Origin of the sequence: Cedecea sp. AS113 (assembly GCF_037152415.1) — a bacterium.
GTDB lineage: Bacteria > Pseudomonadota > Gammaproteobacteria > Enterobacterales > Enterobacteriaceae > Cedecea.
Genome location: NZ_JBBCMI010000009.1, coordinates 19,504 through 37,760 on the forward strand (window position 1 = coordinate 19,504; position 18,257 = coordinate 37,760).

Below are 18,257 nucleotides of genomic sequence, written 5' to 3' on the forward strand. Positions count from 1 at the left end.
GGCGCGGCATTATAACACCGGTTCCAGGATATGGGTAGAAAAAATAAACGGCTCATCGCTGAGCCGTTTATTTGTTTGAGAAAGGGTACTGTATTACAGAACCGCTTTCTCTACAACGCGAACCAGCGTCCAGGACTTAGTCTTGGACAGCGGACGGCATTCGCGGATTTCAACCACGTCACCGATACCGCATTCGTTGTTCTCGTCATGTACGTGCAGTTTGGTCGTACGCTTGATGAATTTCCCGTAGATCGGGTGCTTCACAACACGTTCGATGGCAACAACAATGGATTTCTCCATTTTGTCGCTGACAACGCGACCTTGCAGAGTACGGATTTTATCGGTCATTACGCACCCGCCTTCTGAGTCAGTAAAGTCTTAACACGTGCAACATCACGACGAACCTGCTTCAGCAGGTGAGTCTGTTGCAGCTGGCCACTTGCAGCCTGCATGCGCAGATTGAACTGCTCACGCAGTAGGTTCAGCAGCTCGGTGTTCAGCTCTTCGACGCTCTTTTCACGCAGCTCTTTTGCTTTCATTACATCACCGTCTTAGTTACAAAGGTGGTTTTGATAGGCAGTTTTGCTGCTGCCAGCTTGAAGGCTTCACGGGCCAGCTCTTCAGGTACGCCGTCCATTTCATACAGGACTTTACCTGGCTGGATCAAGGCAACCCAATACTCCACGTTACCTTTACCTTTACCCATACGCACTTCAAGCGGCTTTTCGGTGATCGGTTTGTCCGGGAATACACGGATCCAGATCTTACCCTGACGCTTAACTGCACGGGTCATTGCACGACGTGCTGCTTCGATCTGACGGGCAGTCAGACGACCACGGCCAACAGCTTTCAGACCGAAAGTGCCGAAGCTAACATCCGTACCCTGCGCCAGACCACGGTTGCGGCCTTTGTGCACTTTACGGAATTTTGTACGCTTTGGTTGTAACATCAGCGACTCTCCTTACTTACGGCCTTTACGCTGCTGCTTTTTAGGTTGAGCAGCCGGTTCCGGTTGTTCAACAGCAGCCATACCACCCAGGATCTCACCTTTGAAGATCCATACCTTAACGCCGATTACACCATAAGTGGTGTGCGCTTCAGAGGTGTTGTAGTCGATGTCAGCACGCAGAGTGTGCAACGGCACGCGACCTTCACGGTACCATTCGGTACGTGCGATCTCGGCGCCGCCCAGACGGCCGCTAACTTCAACTTTGATACCTTTAGCGCCCAGACGCATTGCGTTCTGTACAGCACGCTTCATCGCACGACGGAACATCACACGACGCTCCAGCTGAGAAGTGATGCTGTCAGCAACCAATTTTGCGTCCAGTTCAGGTTTACGAACTTCGGCGATATTGATCTGTGCAGGAACGCCAGCGATATCCGCTACGACCTTGCGCAGTTTTTCTACGTCTTCACCTTTCTTACCGATAACGATACCTGGGCGAGCGGTGTGAATGGTCACACGGATGCTCTTAGCAGGACGCTCGATAACGATACGAGATACAGACGCCTTAGCCAGTTCCTTAGTCAGGTACTGACGTACTTTAAAATCGCTGTCCAGGTTGTCAGCGAATTCTTTGGTGTTCGCAAACCAGGTTGAGTTCCATGGTTTTACAATACCCAGGCGAATACCATTAGGATGTACTTTCTGACCCATTGCTAGTCTCCAGAGTCTCAGCGATCGGACACAACCACAGTAATGTGGCTGGTGCGCTTCAGGATGCGATCTGCACGACCTTTTGCACGAGGCATAATGCGCTTCATGCTAGGGCCTTCGTCTACGAAGATTTTCGCGACTTTCAGATCGTCAATGTCAGCGCCATCGTTGTGTTCAGCGTTAGCAATGGCAGATTCCAGTACTTTCTTAACCAATACAGCCGCTTTCTTATTGGTGTAGGTCAGAATATCCAGAGCCTGCGACACTTTCTTACCGCGAATCAGGTCAGCAACAAGGCGAACCTTCTGAGCAGAAGAACGAGCATGGCGATGTTGAGCTAAAGTTTCCATCTCTTCCTCCTACCTTATTTCTTCTTCGCTTTTTTATCAGCAGCGTGGCCGCGATAAGTACGAGTCGGTGCGAATTCACCCAGTTTGTGACCGACCATTTCGTCGGAAACAAAGACTGGAACGTGCTGACGACCATTATGGACAGCGATGGTCAAACCGATCATGTTAGGAAAGATCGTTGAACGACGGGACCAAGTGCGCAGGGGCTTCTTGTCACCGCTTTCCACCGCTTTCTCTACCTTCTTCAGCAAGTGCAGGTCAATAAAAGGACCTTTCTTGAGAGAACGTGGCATGGCTTATCCTCTAAAATTATTTGCTACGGCGACGTACGATAAATTTATCAGTACGCTTGTTGCTGCGGGTCTTCTTACCTTTGGTCTGAACGCCCCACGGGGATACCGGGTGCTTACCAAAGTTACGACCTTCACCACCACCATGTGGGTGATCGACTGGGTTCATCGCGGTACCGCGAACGGTAGGACGAACACCACGCCAGCGAGCAGCACCTGCTTTACCCAGAACGCGCAGCATATGCTCAGCGTTGCCAACTTCGCCCAGGGTTGCGCGGCAGTCAGCTTCGACTTTACGCATTTCACCGGAGCGCAGGCGCAGGGTAACGTAAGCACCATCACGAGCAACGATCTGCACGTAGGTACCAGCGGAACGAGCCAGCTGACCGCCTTTACCTGGTTTCATTTCTACGTTATGAACGGTAGAACCAACCGGGATATTGCGCATCGGCAGGGTGTTACCCGCTTTGATTGCAGCATCAACGCCAGACTGAATCTGGTCGCCAGCTTTCAGGCCTTTAGGGGCCAGGATGTAACGGCGTTCGCCATCTTTGTACAGAACCAGCGCGATGTTCGCGGAACGGTTCGGATCGTACTCAAGACGTTCAACAACTGCCGGGATACCATCTTTGTTGCGTTTAAAGTCAACAATACGGTATGCCTGCTTGTGACCACCACCGATATGACGGGTAGTGATACGACCATTGTTGTTACGGCCACCGGATTTGCTGTTTTTTTCCAGCAACGGAGCAAAAGGCTTGCCCTTGTGCAGCTCAGGGTTAACCACTTTAACTACGTGGCGACGACCCGGAGATGTCGGTTTACATTTAACAACTGCCATTGTCTTTCTCCTCCGACTTACTCAGCGCCGCCGACGAAGTCCAGATTCTGGCCTTCCTTCAGGGTGACGTAAGCTTTTTTCCAGTCGCTACGACGACCAACACGCTGTCCGTGACGTTTAGTTTTCCCTTTAACTACCAGGGTGTTAACGTCTTTTACTTCAACTTCGAACAGCTTCTGTACAGCAGCAACGATCTCTGCTTTGGTCGCGTCAGTCGCAACTTTGAGTACGATGGTGTTGGTTTTTTCCATCGCGGTAGACGCTTTTTCAGATACGTGCGGCGCGCGCAGTACTTTCAGCAGACGTTCTTCACGGATCATGCCAGCATCTCCTCAACTTGCTTAACTGCTTCCGCAGTCATAACGACTTTGTCGAAGGCGATCAGGCTAACTGGGTCGATTGCAGCTACATCGCGCACGTCAACCTTATGCAGGTTACGAGCAGCCAGGAACAGATTCTCATCCAGTTCACCGGTCACGATCAGCACATCTTCCAGAGCCATATCTTTCAGTTTCTGAGCAAGCAGCTTGGTTTTCGGTGCTTCAACAGAGAACTGCTCAACAACGATCAGACGATCCTGACGTACCAGTTCGGACAGGATGCTTTTCAGCGCGCCGCGGTACATCTTTTTGTTAACTTTTTGACTGTGGTCCTGCGGGCGAGCAGCGAAGGTTACGCCACCGGAACGCCAGATCGGGCTCTTGATAGAACCAGAACGCGCACGGCCGGTACCTTTCTGGCGCCACGGCTTTTTGCCGGAACCAGTTACTTCAGCACGGGTCTTCTGAGCACGAGTACCCTGACGGGCGCCTGCTGCATAAGCAACAACAACCTGGTGTACCAGCGCTTCGTTGAAGTCACGACCGAAGGTAGTTTCGGAAACAGTCAGCGCGCTTTGCGCGTCTTTCAATACTAATTCCATTGCTATCCCCTTACGCCTTCACAGCTGGTTTAACGATCAGGTCGCTACCGGTTGCACCCGGGACCGCACCTTTCACCAGCAGCAGGTTGCGCTCAGCGTCAACACGTACTACGTCCAGGCTCTGAACAGTGACACGTTCGTTACCCAGCTGGCCTGCCATTTTCTTGCCTTTGAACACTTTGCCCGGAGTCTGGTTCTGACCGATAGAACCCGGAACGCGGTGAGACAAGGAGTTACCGTGGGTCGCGTCCTGGGTACGGAAGTTCCAGCGCTTAACGGTACCTGCGAAACCTTTACCTTTAGAGGTACCGGTTACGTCAACTTTTTTAACGTCAGCAAACAGTTCAACGCTAATGTCCTGACCTACGGTGAACTCTTCGCCTTCAGCAAGACGGAATTCCCACAGACCACGGCCAGCTTCAACGCCAGCTTTAGCGAAGTGACCAGCTTCCGGCTTGGTTACACGGTTAGCTTTTTTAGCACCAGTGGTCACCTGAACAGCACGGTAGCCGTCGTTAGCCAGGTCTTTAACCTGAGTAACACGGTTTGCTTCTACTTCGATTACGGTTACTGGGATAGAAACGCCGTCTTCAGTGAAGATACGGGTCATACCCACTTTTTTACCGACTAAACCAATCATTGTTTCAACCTCTCAATCGTCAATGACCTGATTAACCCAGGCTGATCTGCACGTCTACACCGGCAGCCAGATCCAGACGCATCAGAGCATCAACGGTTTTCTCAGTTGGCTCAACGATGTCAACCAGACGCTTGTGAGTGCGGATCTCGTACTGATCACGCGCGTCTTTGTTGACGTGCGGGGAGATCAGAACGGTAAAGCGCTCTTTGCGGGTCGGCAGCGGGATCGGACCACGGACTTGCGCACCAGTGCGCTTAGCAGTCTCGACGATTTCCGCAGTTGATTGATCGATCAGACGATGATCAAACGCTTTAAGGCGGATACGGATTCTTTGGTTCTGCATGAGACCAGAGCTCCAATTATTTTATAGACGAAAAAAATTACTACTCACATCCATTACGATTGATGGAGGAGTGTAATCGTTCATACATAGTCCCCCAATTGGGGACATTGTTTGATAGCAACTGAATTGCTTCGACTGACTGCTATCAGGGTTCATATTGAACCAGCGGTCTATTAAGACAGCCCGCGCATTATACGGGTTTCAAGGCAGCTTGCAAGTCATATGGGTTGAAATTTCACCGGCATCCTGCATTTAGTGAGTTTCATGCCTTACCTTCCCTATATCTTCGAGGCATTGCGCATTATCACACGCCAAATTAGAAGGTTGATAGGTTTAGCCAGCACACCCGCGTAGCATCCGAGGGCTTAATCCTCAGCGGGATAAAAAGATGATACTGACCGACATACAGATCGCCTGGCTACTCCCCGTCGCTGCGTTGCTCTATTTTTGCCTGGCTCTGGCGCTAAGCTTAAGTGATTTCAAAACCATGCTTCTACCAGACAGACTTACCCTACCCTTACTGTGGCTGGGATTGTTGTTTCATAGTCTGGTTAACCCCCACCATGTTCATCATGCCGTATTCGGCGCGATAGCCGGCTACCTCTTCCTGTGGGTTATCTTTCAAGTATTCCGTTATGCTACCGGCAAAGAAGGATTAGGTTATGGTGATTTCAAACTGCTGGCGGCAATTGGAGCCTGGAGCTACTGGCAGCATCTGCCTGTCATCGTCGCTTTGGCATCTTCCCTGGGCATCGCTTATGCAGGAATACTTTATCTGATCGGGTACCGTGACAGCGCTGAAATGCCTTTTGGCCCCTGGCTTGCGCTCTCAGGATGGGGGAATTTTTGCTGGCAGGTATTTGGATAAGGTTTCAAAGAAGACAGAGGGAAATCCCTCTGCCTTGATCATACGAGGTTACTCTTCGCGTATCTGGGCCTGCAGGTAGTTCTGAATGCCCAGCTTCTGAATGAGGTCCAGTTCCGTTTCGAGCCAGTCGATATGGCCTTCTTCATCGGCCAGAATTTCGATCATCAGGTCACGGCTAACATAATCATGCACTTTATCGGCATAGGCGATGGCTTCACGCAAATCCTTTGCACCCTCCAGTTCCAGCCTCAGGTCAGAGCGAAGCATTTCTTCGACATCCTCCCCAATACCCAGCTTGCCGAGGTCCTGCAGATTTGGAATGCCTTCGAGGAAGAGAATACGTTCGATGTACTTATCGGCGTGCTTCATTTCATCGATGGACTCGTGGTACTCAACGTCGTTCAGACGTTTTAATCCCCAGTTTTTGAACATGCGGGCATGCAGAAAATACTGGTTAATTGCGACAAGCTCGTTTCCCAATAATTTATTGAGATAATTTATTATCTTAACATCACCTTTCATTTTGACATCCTCCGCTTCCACTTATTGAAGCGTAGATGTCACAGGGTGTAAGTCAAAAAAATGAGCGTGTTTTAAGCGATCTCTTTAAATTCCGGGATCTGCATCAGTTCGTCTTGCATGATTTCACGCGCCTGTCGAACGCACTTCCCGCACTGATTTCCCACCGGGATAAACTTTCTAAGTTGCTGAAAAGACTGCGGGTGATGTTGTCGCACCGCCTGACGAATTGTCTTATCGCTTACACCGTTACACAAGCAAACGTACATGATCACTCCCGCTCAAAAACCGCGCAAATTGTAAATGAGAATGATTGGCTTTACAAGGAGTACGGCGGGGCAGAAGACAGAGAATGGTAATCAAATGCAAAAACTGATGCCAACTGCAGTAAGCGATCGCTTTCACTGGCAAACAGCAAAGTTCAAACATAAAAAAGGGCATCCTAAGATGCCCTTTTCACTATTGCATTAAAGTATCAGAGGATTAGCTCAGAACTTTTGCAACAACACCAGCGCCAACGGTACGGCCGCCTTCACGGATTGCGAAACGCAGACCGTCGTCCATCGCGATTGGGTGAATCAGGGTAACAACCATTTTGATGTTGTCGCCTGGCATTACCATCTCTACGCCTTCTGGCAGTTCGATGGTACCGGTCACGTCAGTTGTACGGAAGTAGAACTGTGGACGGTAGCCTTTGAAGAACGGAGTATGACGGCCGCCTTCGTCTTTGGACAGGATGTACACTTCAGATTCGAACTTGGTGTGTGGCTTGATTGAGCCTGGCTTAGCCAGTACCTGACCACGTTCGATTTCTTCACGTTTGATACCACGCAGCAGAACACCTACGTTCTCACCAGCACGGCCTTCGTCCAGCAGTTTGCGGAACATTTCAACGCCGGTACAGGTAGATTTCGCAGTATCTTTGATACCAACGATTTCAACTTCTTCACCTACTTTAACGATACCGCGCTCTACACGACCAGTAACAACGGTACCACGACCGGAGATGGAGAATACGTCTTCGATTGGCAGCAGGAACGGCAGGTCGATTGCACGTACTGGTTCTGGGATGTAAGAATCCAGGAAGCCAGCCAGTTCAACGATTTTAGCTTCCCACTCAGCTTCGCCTTCCAGCGCTTTCAGAGCAGAACCACGGATGATTGGGGTGTCATCGCCTGGGAAGTCGTACTGAGACAGAAGTTCACGCACTTCCATTTCAACCAGCTCCAGCAGCTCTTCGTCATCAACCATGTCGCATTTGTTCAGGAACACGATGATGTAAGGAACGCCAACCTGACGACCCAGCAGGATGTGCTCACGGGTCTGAGGCATAGGGCCGTCAGTCGCAGCAACAACCAGGATAGCGCCGTCCATCTGAGCAGCACCGGTGATCATGTTTTTCACGTAGTCGGCGTGCCCTGGGCAGTCAACGTGCGCGTAGTGACGAGTCGGGGTGTCGTACTCAACGTGGGAGGTGTTGATGGTGATACCACGAGCTTTTTCTTCTGGTGCGTTATCGATCTGGTCGAATGCACGAGCAGAACCACCGTAGGTTTTAGCCAGAACGGTAGTGATTGCAGCGGTCAGAGTGGTTTTACCGTGGTCAACGTGGCCGATAGTACCAACGTTAACGTGCGGTTTTGTACGTTCAAATTTTTCTTTAGACACGGCTATATTCCTTACTATTGTGCCCTCCCCTTGTGGAGAGAGCACGGGATCATTGTGTTAAAAGCGTTGGCTTATTTGCCACGAGCTTCGATTACGGCCTGAGCAACGTTGTTAGGTGCGTCATCATACTTCAGGAATTCCATGGAGTAAGATGCACGACCTTTGGTCAGAGAACGCAGCTGAGTTGCGTACCCGAACATTTCAGACAACGGAACTTCAGCATGAATCTGTACGCCAGTAGCGTTAGATTCCTGGCCTTTCAGCTGACCACGACGACGGCTAAGGTCACCGATAACGTCACCGGTGTTCTCTTCCGGAGTTTCAACTTCAACCTTCATGATAGGCTCAAGCAGAACTGGTTTAGCTTTCTTAAAGCCATCTTTGAAGGCAATAGAAGCGGCCAGTTTAAACGCCAGTTCGGAGGAGTCAACGTCATGGTAAGAACCGAAGTGCAGACGCACGCCGAGATCAACAACCGGGTAACCCGCCAGTGGACCAGATTTCAGCTGCTCCTGGATGCCTTTATCAACGGCAGGGACGTATTCGCCAGGAATTACGCCGCCTTTGATGTCGTTGATGAACTCGTAACCTTTAGGGTTAGAGCCCGGCTCCAGTGGGTACATGTCGATAACAACATGACCGTACTGACCACGACCACCAGACTGCTTGGCGTGTTTACCTTCGATATCGGTAACTTTAGCGCGAATCGCTTCGCGGTAAGCAACCTGAGGTTTACCGACGTTCGCTTCAACGTTGAATTCACGCTTCATACGGTCAACGATGATGTCGAGGTGCAGTTCACCCATACCGGCGATGATGGTCTGGTTAGATTCTTCATCAGTCCATACGCGGAATGATGGGTCTTCTTTAGCCAGACGGCCCAGAGCCAGACCCATTTTTTCCTGGTCAGCTTTGGTTTTTGGTTCAACGGCGATGGAGATTACCGGCTCTGGGAATTCCATACGCTCCAGAATGATAGGCGAATCTGGATCACACAGGGTGTCACCAGTAGTTACGTCTTTCAGACCGATAGCAGCCGCGATGTCGCCTGCGCGAACTTCTTTGATCTCTTCACGTTTGTTAGCGTGCATCTGAACGATACGGCCAAAGCGCTCACGAGCAGCTTTAACGGAGTTCAGCACGGTATCACCGGAGTTAACAACGCCGGAGTAAACGCGGAAGAAGGTCAGGTTACCAACGAACGGGTCAGTGGCGATTTTGAATGCCAGAGCAGCAAACGGCTCGTCGTCAGTTGCGTGACGCTCAGCCGGCGTGTCTTTACCGTCATCCAGAATACCGTTGATTGCCGGTACGTCGGTTGGTGCTGGCAGGTAATCGATTACCGCATCCAGCATCGCCTGAACACCTTTGTTCTTAAATGCAGAACCACAGGTAACCAGGATGATTTCGTTGTTCAGAACGCGCTGACGCAGAGCTTTCTTGATTTCTTCCTCGGACAGCTCTTCGCCGCCCAGGTATTTTTCCATCAGCTCTTCAGAGGCTTCTGCAGCGGACTCGATCAGGTTCTGGTGCCATTCGTCAGCCAGGTCCTGCATGTCAGCTGGGATATCTTCGTATTCGAAGGTAACGCCCTGATCTGCATCGTTCCAGTTGATGGCTTTCATTTTCACCAGGTCGATAACGCCGGTGAAACCTTCTTCAGCACCAATCGCCAGCTGAAGCGGAACAGGGTTCGCGCCCAGACGGGATTTGATCTGGCCTACAACTTTCAGGAAGTTTGCACCCATACGGTCCATTTTGTTAACGAACGCGATGCGTGGAACTTTGTATTTGTTAGCCTGACGCCATACGGTTTCAGACTGTGGCTGAACACCACCAACTGCGCAGTAAACCATTACTGCACCGTCAAGAACACGCATGGAACGTTCTACTTCGATGGTGAAGTCAACGTGCCCTGGGGTGTCGATGATGTTTACGCGGTGCGGTTCATACTGCTTAGCCATACCAGACCAGAATGCAGTAGTTGCAGCGGAGGTAATGGTGATACCACGCTCCTGCTCCTGCTCCATCCAGTCCATGGTTGCAGCGCCGTCATGAACTTCACCGATTTTGTGGTTTACACCGGTGTAGAACAGAATACGTTCGGTAGTCGTGGTTTTACCGGCGTCGATGTGTGCACTGATACCGATGTTACGGTAGCGTGCAATGGGTGTTGTACGAGCCATTTGATTCCTCTATATCCTGGGACGTTCAAGTTAAGTAACCCAAAGCGGGCAGCTTCATGAAGCGCCCGCTTGGGTAACACTACGAAGGATTTATTACCAACGGTAGTGAGCGAACGCCTTGTTGGCTTCAGCCATACGGTGAACGTCTTCACGTTTCTTCACTGCAGTGCCTTTGTTTTCTGCAGCATCAGACAGTTCATTCGCCAGGCGAAGAGCCATGGATTTATCACCGCGTTTACGAGCAGCTTCAACGATCCAACGCATTGCCAGAGCATTACGACGAACCGGACGAACTTCAACTGGAACCTGGTAAGTAGAACCACCAACACGGCGGGACTTAACTTCGACGGTCGGACGGACGTTGTCCAGAGCGACTTCGAAAGCTTCCAGCTCGTTTTTACCAGAACGCTGAGCCAGGGTTTCCAGCGCGGTATAAACGATAGATTCTGCAGTAGATTTTTTACCATCTACCATCAGGATATTTACAAATTTAGCCAGCAGCTCTGATCCGAACTTAGGATCCGGCAGAATTTTACGCTGACCAATCACGCGACGACGTGGCATAGGAATACTCCGTTGTTAATTCAGGATTGTCCAAAACTCAAAGAGTTTATTTTGACATTAATTTAAAACGTTTGGCCTTACTTAACGGAGAACCATTAAGCCTTAGGACGCTTCACGCCATACTTGGAGCGAGATTGCTTACGGTCTTTAACGCCGGAGCAGTCAAGCGCACCACGAACGGTGTGGTAGCGAACACCTGGCAGGTCTTTAACACGACCACCACGGATCAGGATCACGGAGTGTTCCTGCAGGTTGTGACCTTCACCGCCGATGTAGGAGGTGACTTCAAAACCGTTAGTCAAACGCACACGGCAAACTTTACGCAGTGCGGAGTTTGGTTTTTTAGGAGTGGTGGTATATACACGGGTACATACACCACGTTTTTGCGGGCAAGCTTCCAGCGCAGGCACGTTGCTTTTTGCAACTTTGCGTACGCGTGGTTTGCGAACCAGCTGGTTAACTGTTGCCATTAAATAGCTCCTGGTTTTAGCTTTTGCTTCGTAAACACGTAATAAAACGGCCTCATATAATATGAGGACGCAGAATTTTAGGGCTGAGCCGAAAAGGTGTCAAGAAATATACAGCGATCCGCCCTCACCAGGCGAACTGCTGGCTATGTTTTATCGTTAATCTGACGAAGTCAGTATAGCCGACACGCTCAATTTTGGACGAAATTTGAGCAGAGAGGCCACGAGCCTCAACATCTTCTTGCAGAGCGCTAACAGTAATGGGGGCGGAAAGCAGTAATTCAAGCGCCCGGCTGCCATTCAGCGCGGCAATCACGCCGTCTTCAATCAGCAGTAAATCGTCACCAGGCTGGGCATAACGCAGAATCTCGGTGATATCACACTGGAAGGGCGACTGACGTAAGGTATGCAGCATAGGAGCCTCAGAAGGTAAGTACCACATCGTACTGATTCAGTTTTTCCCGAAGCGCATCAGGCTCAAGCGCTTCCACATCGATAACCCAGGATGCCTGACCCGAAAGCCCTCTTTCCCTTACTGAGGCAGCGCAAAGGAAACACTGCTCAATATCGTACAGCGGCAAAATGCGGAAAGTGGCAATGTAATCCCTGCCCAGCACTTTGGCAGGCTGTTGCCCCGGCAGCAGCTGTAGAACGCCATCGCCAACAAAGAACACGCCGATATCTTCTGACAGGGCCGACGTCGACAATAATGCATCCAGCCCTTCCCGGCCAGCCGTGCAGCCGTGCGGCGCCGATCGAAAAACAAAAGCGACACGTTTCATTAGAACTGCACCATTCTTTCGCAGGTAAGCGCGGATTCTGCCAGCGCCCCGAGGCCACTAAGCGTAAAGCCAGGCTGGAGATTACTCACCTTGAGCCCCAAAGATTTGGCCTGCTCTTCATCGGTCACACCGCGACGCAATGCCGCAGCCACGCAAATATGCAGTGCCACACCGTGCTGCGCGCTCAGCCTCTGCCACTCGCGAACAAGATCAACTTCGTCGCTTGCCGGGGCGGTCAGCTGATTGGCGTTATAAATCCCTTCACGGTAGAAAAAAACGCTCTCCAGCGAGTGTCCTTCCGCCAGCAACGCCCGGGCAAACAGCAATGCACTGCTTGCCTGCTGCGTCCCATAAGCCGGGCCAGTAACCATCAAGGCAAAACGCATTACTTATCCTGACCGAGGAAGTCGCCGTTTTTGAACTGGCGAATGTAGAGATAAACGGTGTGTTTGGAAATGTTCAGCCGATCGGCAACCTGGTTGATGGCATCTTTGATGTCGAAGATCCCTTTTTCATAGAGGTTGAGCACTATCTGGCGGTTCTTGGCGTTATTTGAGACGTTACGATCGGCATTCACTTCTTCAATCGTGAATTCCAGCGTTTGCATCACCAGATCCTCCACGGAGGACGCAAAGTTTACCGAAGACGGCACTTCCTGATCCTGAGTTTCCGGTGGAATAAAGGTCGACATGATCTGGGAGAACGGCACGTCGAGGTTCATGTTAATGCAAAGCAAACCAATCACACGCTGGTCGCGGTTGCGAATCGCAATCGTCACCGACTTCATCAGAACGCCGCTTTTTGCGCGAGTGAAGTAGCATTTAGAGACGCTGCTGTCGGCCCCGGTCATATCGTGCAGCATGCGCAAGGCCAGATCGGTAATTGGCGAGCCTATTTTTCGCCCGGTATGCTCACCATTAGCGATACGAATAGCTGAACATTTCAGGTCCTGCAGGGAGTGCAGAACGATTTCGCAATGGGAGCCAATCAGCATCGCTAACCCGTCCACGACCGCTTCATAGGATTTTAATATTTCGAAGTCGGTTTGTTCAAAAGGACGCTGGTCCAGCAAATCAAGTTCACTGGTTTCGTTGGTTAAAAGCGAATTGGACATGAAAAAATACCACCCTCTCAGATTGATGACAAACGTCCGGACAACGGGGTTCTCGGGCGTTTGGGGTAAATCAGCAGACTTCGTCCATTATTTTTATTGCTGCAAATTGAGCGTGTTATGGATAAAAGACGTTGCCAGCAATTTACTCTAAAGAGAGCCTGTCGCGCTTTGATGGTGTCAGGGCAGACTCATACTCGGTTGAAACGCTGCCCGCTAAGGTAATACAACGTAAGATGTGCTTTCCAGTCTTTATTCTCCTCATTACGCGTGGGGGGAATAAACGCTGGTGCCAAAAACAAAACCGCCGCCCGGTGGGCGGCGGCTCAAACGACCTGCTAATTACTTGCTTTTGGCTGCGTCAGCGGCTTTAGCATCTGCAGCAGCGGCTGGCTTAGCGTCAGCTTTTGGCGCTTGTTTAATGTCCAGCAGTTCAACTTCAAACACCAGCGTAGAGTTGGCAGGGATCCCCGGCACGCCGGTTTTGCCATAAGCCAACTCTGGTGGAATAACCAGCTTGATCTTGCCGCCTTTCTTGATGTTTTTCAGGCCTTCAGTCCAGCCTGGGATCACGCCATCAAGACGGAAGGACAGTGGCTCACCGCGGGTATAGGAGTTATCAAACTCTTTACCGTCGATCAGCGTACCTTTGTAGTTAACCACAACGGTATCGGTATCCTTCGGTGCATCACCGGTACCGTCTTTCTCAACTTTATACATCAGGCCGGTAGAAGACGTTTTAACGCCTTTCTCTTTGGCGAAAGCATCACGGAAGGCTTTACCTTTGTCCGCGTTCTCTTTAGCGTCTTTCTCCATTTTCTCCTGAGCGGAGGCTTTTACGCGAGTCTCGAACGCCTGCAGAGTCTGTTCGATTTCCTGGTCAGACAGTTTGCTCTTATCCGCAAATGCATCCTGTACGCCCGCGATCAGCTGAGCCTTGTCCAGGGTGATCCCCAGTTTCTCCTGCTCTTTCAGGGAGTTTTCCATGTAACGCCCGAGCGATGCGCCTAATGCATAGGCGGCTTTCTGGTCGTCGTTCTTAAAGGCCGCTTTGCTGTCAGCCTGAGCCGCAGGTGCATCTTTCGCTGCAGCAGGCGCCGCAAAAGCAGGGGCATTAAGGGCAACGGCCATTGTGGTCGCCAGAAGCGTTACTTTAAATAATGATTTCATCCATTTCTCCAAGGGCCGGGGCCTCTCACCCCAGGGTTTCAAATAAGCTAAGTGACGTACTATAACGTCGTGAAAGAAATCTACACAATCTCTCAGCGAGTTATCGAGTCAAATTGAGATTCTTTTTGTTTAAAGAAGTTTCCTTCAACGTGCTTCTGCGCTGTAAAGCTGGGTCATTTTCAGTAAAATCACCGCATATTGTCCATCGCGCAGGCAAAAGAGGAACCGCCATGCACACTAAATCCACCGAACAACGGCTGGAAGATCTCGAGAGTCGTCTTGCCTTTCAGGAGATTACGATTGAAGAGCTGAACCAGACCGTGACGGCGCACGAGCTTGAGATGGTCAAACTTCGCGAGCATTTCCGTCTGCTGGTTGAAAAGCTCAAGGCCAGCCAGCCGTCGATGATCGCTTCAGAGTCCGAAGAGACGCCGCCGCCACATTACTGAATAACAGACGTAAAAAAGGCCGCTAATGCGGCCTTTTCTCTTTCACAGCGATCAGTGGCAACCACAGCCGCCGTTACCGCAACCACCTTTACCATGCTCGTGACCATGGTCGTGATCGTGGCCGTGACCACCGCAGCAACCCTCGTGATCGTGGTCGTGATGATGGTCGTGCTCACCGTGAACGTGGCCATGGGCCAGCTCTTCAGCGGTCGCTTCGCGGATAGCAACAACTTCCACGTTGAATTTCAGGTTCTGGCCGGCCAGCATGTGGTTACCGTCAACCACAACGTGCTCGTCTTCCACTTCGGTAATTTCGACCGGCACTGGGCCCTGATCGGTTTCCGCCATAAAGCGCATACCAACCTGCAGCTCGTCAACGCCCATGAAGACGTCTTTCGGTACGCGCTGCACCAGGTTTTCGTCGTACTGACCGTAAGCGTCGTTCGCGCCCACTTCAACGTCAAACTTGTCGCCAACTTCGTGACCATCCAGCGCCGTTTCCAGGCCAGAAATCAGGGAGCCGTGACCGTGCAGGTAGTCCAGCGGCGCGCTCACCGGAGACTCATCGACCAACACACCGTCTTCTGTACGTACCTGATAGGCCAGGCTGACCACCAGGTCTTTTGCTACTTTCATGATATCTCCTGAACGAGCGTAGGGAAAAAACTGGCGCCGATTGTAGCGGAAATCTGCGCCGCTGTACCCTCTAGCTTAAAAAAAGCTGCTCCATCTCGCTAGTCGGGATGAAAAATCCCTATCACTTGCTCCTGCTCGCGAACGTGCTCGCGAACCTGCTTGTCGGCCTCTCGCATCTGATGGCCACACTTTACGCACTCAACGATATCAACGTTGTTCTCGCGCCACAGCGCGAGAGAATCCTTAGCCTGGCATTTGGGACAAACGGCCCCGGCAATAAAACGCTTACGCACTGACATTGGCTTCACCCTTATTCAAATTCGTCCCAGCCGTCCAGCTGCCGACGCTCTTGCTGCATTTCACGTTCAAAAATATCTTCCAGCTCACGCCGGGCTTCCCGCACCCTGGAAATCTGCGCACTGTCCGTGTGAATTGGCATCAGTTCACGCAGCATACGCATATCCAGTCGGCGGAAATGTAATTGAGCCCGGTGCGCCTGGTGAGGATGCATACCCAGCGTGAGCAAGGCCTTACGCCCAAGTTCAAGGGCGCTGGAGAAGGTTTCACGCGAGAACAGTTTAACGCCGGCCTGCAACAATTCATGTGCCTCAACGCGGCCGCGAGCACGCGCCAGTATGGCAAGATGTGGAAAGTGTTGTTGACAGAGATGGACTATCCGCATCGTATCTTCCGGCTCATTGCAGGTGATAACAATGGATTTGGCCTCTTCCGCTCCCGCCGAACGCAACAGTTCCACTTCCGTCGCATCGCCGTAATACACTTTATAACCGTATTTTCTCATCAGGCTTACGGCGCTGATATCCCGTTCAAGAACGGTGATACGCATCTTATTCGCCATCAACAGGCGGCCTATCACCTGACCAAAACGCCCAAATCCGACGATGATAACCTGCGGATGATCGTCCTCAACGTAAGGCGTCTCCTCTGTTTCCTCGCCCGGATTAAAGCGCCGGGCAAGAATCGCATCCACACCTTTCATCAGCAGCGGCGTGGTCATCATCGACAGAGTAACCGTGACCAGCAGCAGCGGCATTTGATCGCCCTGGAACAGCCTCTGTGAGGCCGCCGCGGAAAACAGCACGAAGGCAAACTCGCCGCCCTGGCTTAGCACGCCCGCAAACTGCAGCCGCTCAGAGCTACGCAAACCATACACCCGCGACAGGCCATACAAAATGGTGGCTTTCACCGCCACCAGCGCAACCACGCTCACTGCAATCCACAGTAAATGGGTGAACAAAACGCCCAGGTTCAGTGCCATGCCAACAGAGATAAAGAACAGCCCCAGCAGCAGGCCTTTGAACGGATCGATAGCAATCTCAAGCTCGTGACGATATTCACTTTCCGCCAGCAGCACGCCAGCCAGAAACGTTCCCAAGGCCATAGAAAACCCAAGCGCATCCATAAACAGCGCCGAGCCAAGGACCAGCAACAACGAAGCCGCGGTAAAGACTTCACGCACCCCGGACCCGGCAATAAAGCGGAAAACCGGGCGAAGCAAATAGCGCCCGCCCAATAGCATGCCGATAAACGCCAACGCCTTCAGGCCGACTTTAATCCAGTCGGTATGATCGTCGCCGTTCCCGGCCAGCAGCGGCACCAGCGCCAGCGCCGGGATCACCGCCAGATCCTGGAACAGAAGGACCGAAAAGCCTAGCTGACCGGATTCGCTGCGGTTCATGCTTTTATCGCGCATCAGCTGCAGCGCCATCGCTGTGGAAGACATCGCAAGGCCGATGCCGCCCACCACTGCCGCCTGCCAGGAAAAATTCGTCAGCATCAGCAGACCCGCGAGCACCACCGCGCTGAGAATCACCTGCGCCGCCCCAACGCCAAAGATAGAGCGCCTCAGTTGCCATAGCTTCGACGGATTCAGCTCCAGCCCGATGATAAACATCAGGAACACCACGCCCAGTTCGGAGAAATGCAGGATTTCATCAACATCGCTGATAAACCCTAAGCCCCAGGGGCCAATAGCGATACCTGCCAGCAAATAGCCCAGCACGGCGCCAATACCTAAACGTGCGGCAACCGGGACAGCAACAACCGCCGCGAAGAGAAACAACACCCCCGCCAACAGTAAATCAGAACCTTCCATCAACGGCCTCCCATCGGCAACGGATTCGCCAGCCACTCACCATAAGCTTTCGCGTGGCTTTGCAGCTCCGGCTTAGACTGGCGGCGAGCCCAGTAAACGATAATCGGCATCAGCCAGTGCATCTTGCACATCGCCGCGGTGAGCTCAAAAGGTCGTAAAATTTCGGTTAAGGGGAAACGGTTATAGCCGTCATAGCGATAGGCCCCTTCCGGCTCGCCGGTGGTGATCACGCTGCGCCAGTACTTTCCCGCCAGCGCGTTGCCTCCGATGCCGCTGGCAAAGTCCCGGCTTAAGACGCGATCCATCCACTCTTTCAGCAACGCAGGGCAGCTGTAGGTATAAAGAGGGTGTTGAAAAACAATGACATCGTGCTCCAGCAGCAATGACTGTTCGTGATAAATATCGATAAAGAAATCGGGATAGTGCGCGTAGAGATCGTGCACGGTCACATTTTCAAGCTGCAGAGCCGGCTGAAGCAAAACCCGGTTAGCCACCGAGTCCTGGGATTCCGGATGGGCATACAGCAGCAAAACTTTCGGCGGCTGCGACATCATTACCCTCCAGGGCGTCGTCATAGTCATTATTTTGGGCTACCATGCAGCCCGACCTGTTGCCCAGGCGACATGTTAACGAATTACAATGACAATTTAACATACTCTGAACATACGGCGCTTT

General features: G+C 51.7%; 28 protein-coding genes. 2 read left to right on the top strand and 26 right to left on the bottom strand.

Going from position 1 to position 18,257, the window contains the following annotated elements; all coding sequences use genetic code 11:
• Window positions 1–93: 93 nt before the first annotated feature.
• The 11 genes from rpsQ to rpsJ are packed head-to-tail and all read right to left on the bottom strand — an operon-like array spanning window position 94 to window position 5,046.
• Window positions 94–348: a 30S ribosomal protein S17 gene (gene rpsQ, locus WFN87_RS12535; RefSeq protein ID WP_008457160.1), complete on the bottom strand. Its 255-nt coding sequence runs from the start codon at window positions 346–348 to the stop codon at window positions 94–96.
• Window positions 348–539 carry a 50S ribosomal protein L29 gene (gene rpmC, locus WFN87_RS12540; RefSeq protein WP_008457158.1) on the bottom strand — a complete coding sequence of 64 codons (192 nt, stop codon included), beginning with the start codon at window positions 537–539 and terminating at the stop codon, window positions 348–350. Before rpmC ends, rpsQ begins: the two co-directional genes overlap by 1 nt.
• The gene (gene rplP, locus WFN87_RS12545; RefSeq protein WP_002438716.1) at window positions 539–949 is read right to left on the bottom strand and encodes a 50S ribosomal protein L16; all 411 of its coding nucleotides are present in this window, start codon (window positions 947–949) and stop codon (window positions 539–541) included. The genes rpmC and rplP overlap by 1 nt, the downstream gene beginning before the upstream one ends.
• 12 nt (window positions 950–961) lie before the next feature.
• Entirely contained in the window at window positions 962–1,660 is a 699-nt protein-coding gene (gene rpsC, locus WFN87_RS12550) for a 30S ribosomal protein S3 (protein ID WP_006817277.1), read from the bottom strand.
• A gap of 17 nt (window positions 1,661–1,677) precedes the next feature.
• The gene (rplV, locus tag WFN87_RS12555; protein ID WP_002919773.1) at window positions 1,678–2,010 is read right to left on the bottom strand and encodes a 50S ribosomal protein L22; all 333 of its coding nucleotides are present in this window, start codon (window positions 2,008–2,010) and stop codon (window positions 1,678–1,680) included.
• A gap of 14 nt (window positions 2,011–2,024) precedes the next feature.
• On the bottom strand, window positions 2,025–2,303 hold the full coding sequence (gene rpsS / locus WFN87_RS12560) for a 30S ribosomal protein S19 (RefSeq protein WP_001138115.1): 279 nt from the start codon (window positions 2,301–2,303) through the stop codon (window positions 2,025–2,027).
• 16 nt (window positions 2,304–2,319) lie between these two features.
• On the bottom strand, window positions 2,320–3,141 hold the full coding sequence (rplB, locus tag WFN87_RS12565; protein ID WP_008457150.1) for a 50S ribosomal protein L2: 822 nt from the start codon (window positions 3,139–3,141) through the stop codon (window positions 2,320–2,322).
• Window positions 3,142–3,158: 17 nt separating this feature from the next.
• On the bottom strand, window positions 3,159–3,461 hold the full coding sequence (rplW, locus tag WFN87_RS12570; RefSeq protein WP_008457148.1) for a 50S ribosomal protein L23: 303 nt from the start codon (window positions 3,459–3,461) through the stop codon (window positions 3,159–3,161).
• The gene (gene rplD, locus WFN87_RS12575; protein ID WP_008457145.1) at window positions 3,458–4,063 is read right to left on the bottom strand and encodes a 50S ribosomal protein L4; all 606 of its coding nucleotides are present in this window, start codon (window positions 4,061–4,063) and stop codon (window positions 3,458–3,460) included. Before rplD ends, rplW begins: the two co-directional genes overlap by 4 nt.
• Window positions 4,064–4,073: 10 nt before the next feature.
• Window positions 4,074–4,703: a 50S ribosomal protein L3 gene (gene rplC / locus WFN87_RS12580; RefSeq protein WP_006178923.1), complete on the bottom strand. Its 630-nt coding sequence runs from the start codon at window positions 4,701–4,703 to the stop codon at window positions 4,074–4,076.
• Between the two features lie 31 nt (window positions 4,704–4,734).
• Window positions 4,735–5,046: a 30S ribosomal protein S10 gene (gene rpsJ / locus WFN87_RS12585; protein ID WP_001181005.1), complete on the bottom strand. Its 312-nt coding sequence runs from the start codon at window positions 5,044–5,046 to the stop codon at window positions 4,735–4,737.
• A gap of 388 nt (window positions 5,047–5,434) precedes the next feature.
• Between rpsJ and WFN87_RS12590 the strand changes: the two genes are divergently transcribed.
• On the top strand, window positions 5,435–5,914 hold the full coding sequence (locus tag WFN87_RS12590) for a prepilin peptidase (protein WP_336983137.1): 480 nt from the start codon (window positions 5,435–5,437) through the stop codon (window positions 5,912–5,914).
• A 48-nt stretch (window positions 5,915–5,962) separates the two neighbouring features.
• Here the strand turns inward: WFN87_RS12590 and bfr are convergent, their stop codons facing one another.
• The 11 genes from bfr to fkpA form a co-directional block, all read right to left on the bottom strand.
• Entirely contained in the window at window positions 5,963–6,436 is a 474-nt protein-coding gene (bfr, locus tag WFN87_RS12595; protein WP_166996004.1) for a bacterioferritin, read from the bottom strand.
• A 71-nt stretch (window positions 6,437–6,507) separates the two neighbouring features.
• Entirely contained in the window at window positions 6,508–6,702 is a 195-nt protein-coding gene (bfd, locus tag WFN87_RS12600; protein ID WP_008457135.1) for a bacterioferritin-associated ferredoxin, read from the bottom strand.
• Window positions 6,703–6,916: 214 nt separating this feature from the next.
• On the bottom strand, window positions 6,917–8,101 hold the full coding sequence (gene tuf / locus WFN87_RS12605; RefSeq protein WP_038478205.1) for an elongation factor Tu: 1,185 nt from the start codon (window positions 8,099–8,101) through the stop codon (window positions 6,917–6,919).
• A gap of 71 nt (window positions 8,102–8,172) precedes the next feature.
• A complete protein-coding gene (fusA, locus tag WFN87_RS12610; RefSeq protein ID WP_008457107.1) occupies window positions 8,173–10,287 on the bottom strand; it encodes an elongation factor G in 2,115 nt (704 codons plus the stop codon).
• A 93-nt stretch (window positions 10,288–10,380) separates the two neighbouring features.
• Entirely contained in the window at window positions 10,381–10,851 is a 471-nt protein-coding gene (rpsG, locus tag WFN87_RS12615) for a 30S ribosomal protein S7 (protein WP_008457106.1), read from the bottom strand.
• Window positions 10,852–10,946: 95 nt separating this feature from the next.
• Window positions 10,947–11,321, bottom strand: a complete 375-nt coding sequence (rpsL, locus tag WFN87_RS12620) for a 30S ribosomal protein S12 (RefSeq protein ID WP_008457105.1) — start codon at window positions 11,319–11,321, stop codon at window positions 10,947–10,949.
• Between the two features lie 124 nt (window positions 11,322–11,445).
• Window positions 11,446–11,733: a sulfurtransferase complex subunit TusB gene (gene tusB / locus WFN87_RS12625; RefSeq protein WP_166994595.1), complete on the bottom strand. Its 288-nt coding sequence runs from the start codon at window positions 11,731–11,733 to the stop codon at window positions 11,446–11,448.
• Between the two features lie 7 nt (window positions 11,734–11,740).
• The gene (gene tusC / locus WFN87_RS12630) at window positions 11,741–12,100 is read right to left on the bottom strand and encodes a sulfurtransferase complex subunit TusC (protein WP_336983135.1); all 360 of its coding nucleotides are present in this window, start codon (window positions 12,098–12,100) and stop codon (window positions 11,741–11,743) included.
• Window positions 12,100–12,486: a sulfurtransferase complex subunit TusD gene (gene tusD / locus WFN87_RS12635; protein ID WP_336983134.1), complete on the bottom strand. Its 387-nt coding sequence runs from the start codon at window positions 12,484–12,486 to the stop codon at window positions 12,100–12,102. Before tusD ends, tusC begins: the two co-directional genes overlap by 1 nt.
• Window positions 12,486–13,214, bottom strand: coding sequence for a helix-turn-helix transcriptional regulator (locus WFN87_RS12640; protein WP_008457101.1), 729 nt, complete (start codon window positions 13,212–13,214; stop codon window positions 12,486–12,488). Before WFN87_RS12640 ends, tusD begins: the two co-directional genes overlap by 1 nt.
• 339 nt (window positions 13,215–13,553) lie before the next feature.
• The gene (gene fkpA, locus WFN87_RS12645) at window positions 13,554–14,381 is read right to left on the bottom strand and encodes an FKBP-type peptidyl-prolyl cis-trans isomerase (RefSeq protein WP_008457100.1); all 828 of its coding nucleotides are present in this window, start codon (window positions 14,379–14,381) and stop codon (window positions 13,554–13,556) included.
• A gap of 230 nt (window positions 14,382–14,611) precedes the next feature.
• Between fkpA and WFN87_RS12650 the strand changes: the two genes are divergently transcribed.
• Window positions 14,612–14,830 carry a protein SlyX gene (locus tag WFN87_RS12650; RefSeq protein ID WP_008457099.1) on the top strand — a complete coding sequence of 73 codons (219 nt, stop codon included), beginning with the start codon at window positions 14,612–14,614 and terminating at the stop codon, window positions 14,828–14,830.
• Window positions 14,831–14,881: 51 nt separating this feature from the next.
• Here WFN87_RS12650 and slyD read toward each other — a convergent pair whose 3' ends face one another.
• The 4 genes from slyD to kefG all read right to left on the bottom strand — a co-directional run bounded on the left by slyD (window position 14,882) and on the right by kefG (window position 18,133).
• Window positions 14,882–15,466: a peptidylprolyl isomerase gene (gene slyD / locus WFN87_RS12655; RefSeq protein ID WP_008457098.1), complete on the bottom strand. Its 585-nt coding sequence runs from the start codon at window positions 15,464–15,466 to the stop codon at window positions 14,882–14,884.
• 98 nt (window positions 15,467–15,564) lie between these two features.
• Window positions 15,565–15,765: a YheV family putative zinc ribbon protein gene (locus tag WFN87_RS12660; RefSeq protein WP_016538480.1), complete on the bottom strand. Its 201-nt coding sequence runs from the start codon at window positions 15,763–15,765 to the stop codon at window positions 15,565–15,567.
• Between the two features lie 11 nt (window positions 15,766–15,776).
• Window positions 15,777–17,582 carry a glutathione-regulated potassium-efflux system protein KefB gene (kefB, locus tag WFN87_RS12665; RefSeq protein WP_336983133.1) on the bottom strand — a complete coding sequence of 602 codons (1,806 nt, stop codon included), beginning with the start codon at window positions 17,580–17,582 and terminating at the stop codon, window positions 15,777–15,779.
• The gene (kefG, locus tag WFN87_RS12670) at window positions 17,582–18,133 is read right to left on the bottom strand and encodes a glutathione-regulated potassium-efflux system ancillary protein KefG (RefSeq protein ID WP_008457093.1); all 552 of its coding nucleotides are present in this window, start codon (window positions 18,131–18,133) and stop codon (window positions 17,582–17,584) included. Before kefG ends, kefB begins: the two co-directional genes overlap by 1 nt.
• Window positions 18,134–18,257 lie beyond the last annotated feature (124 nt).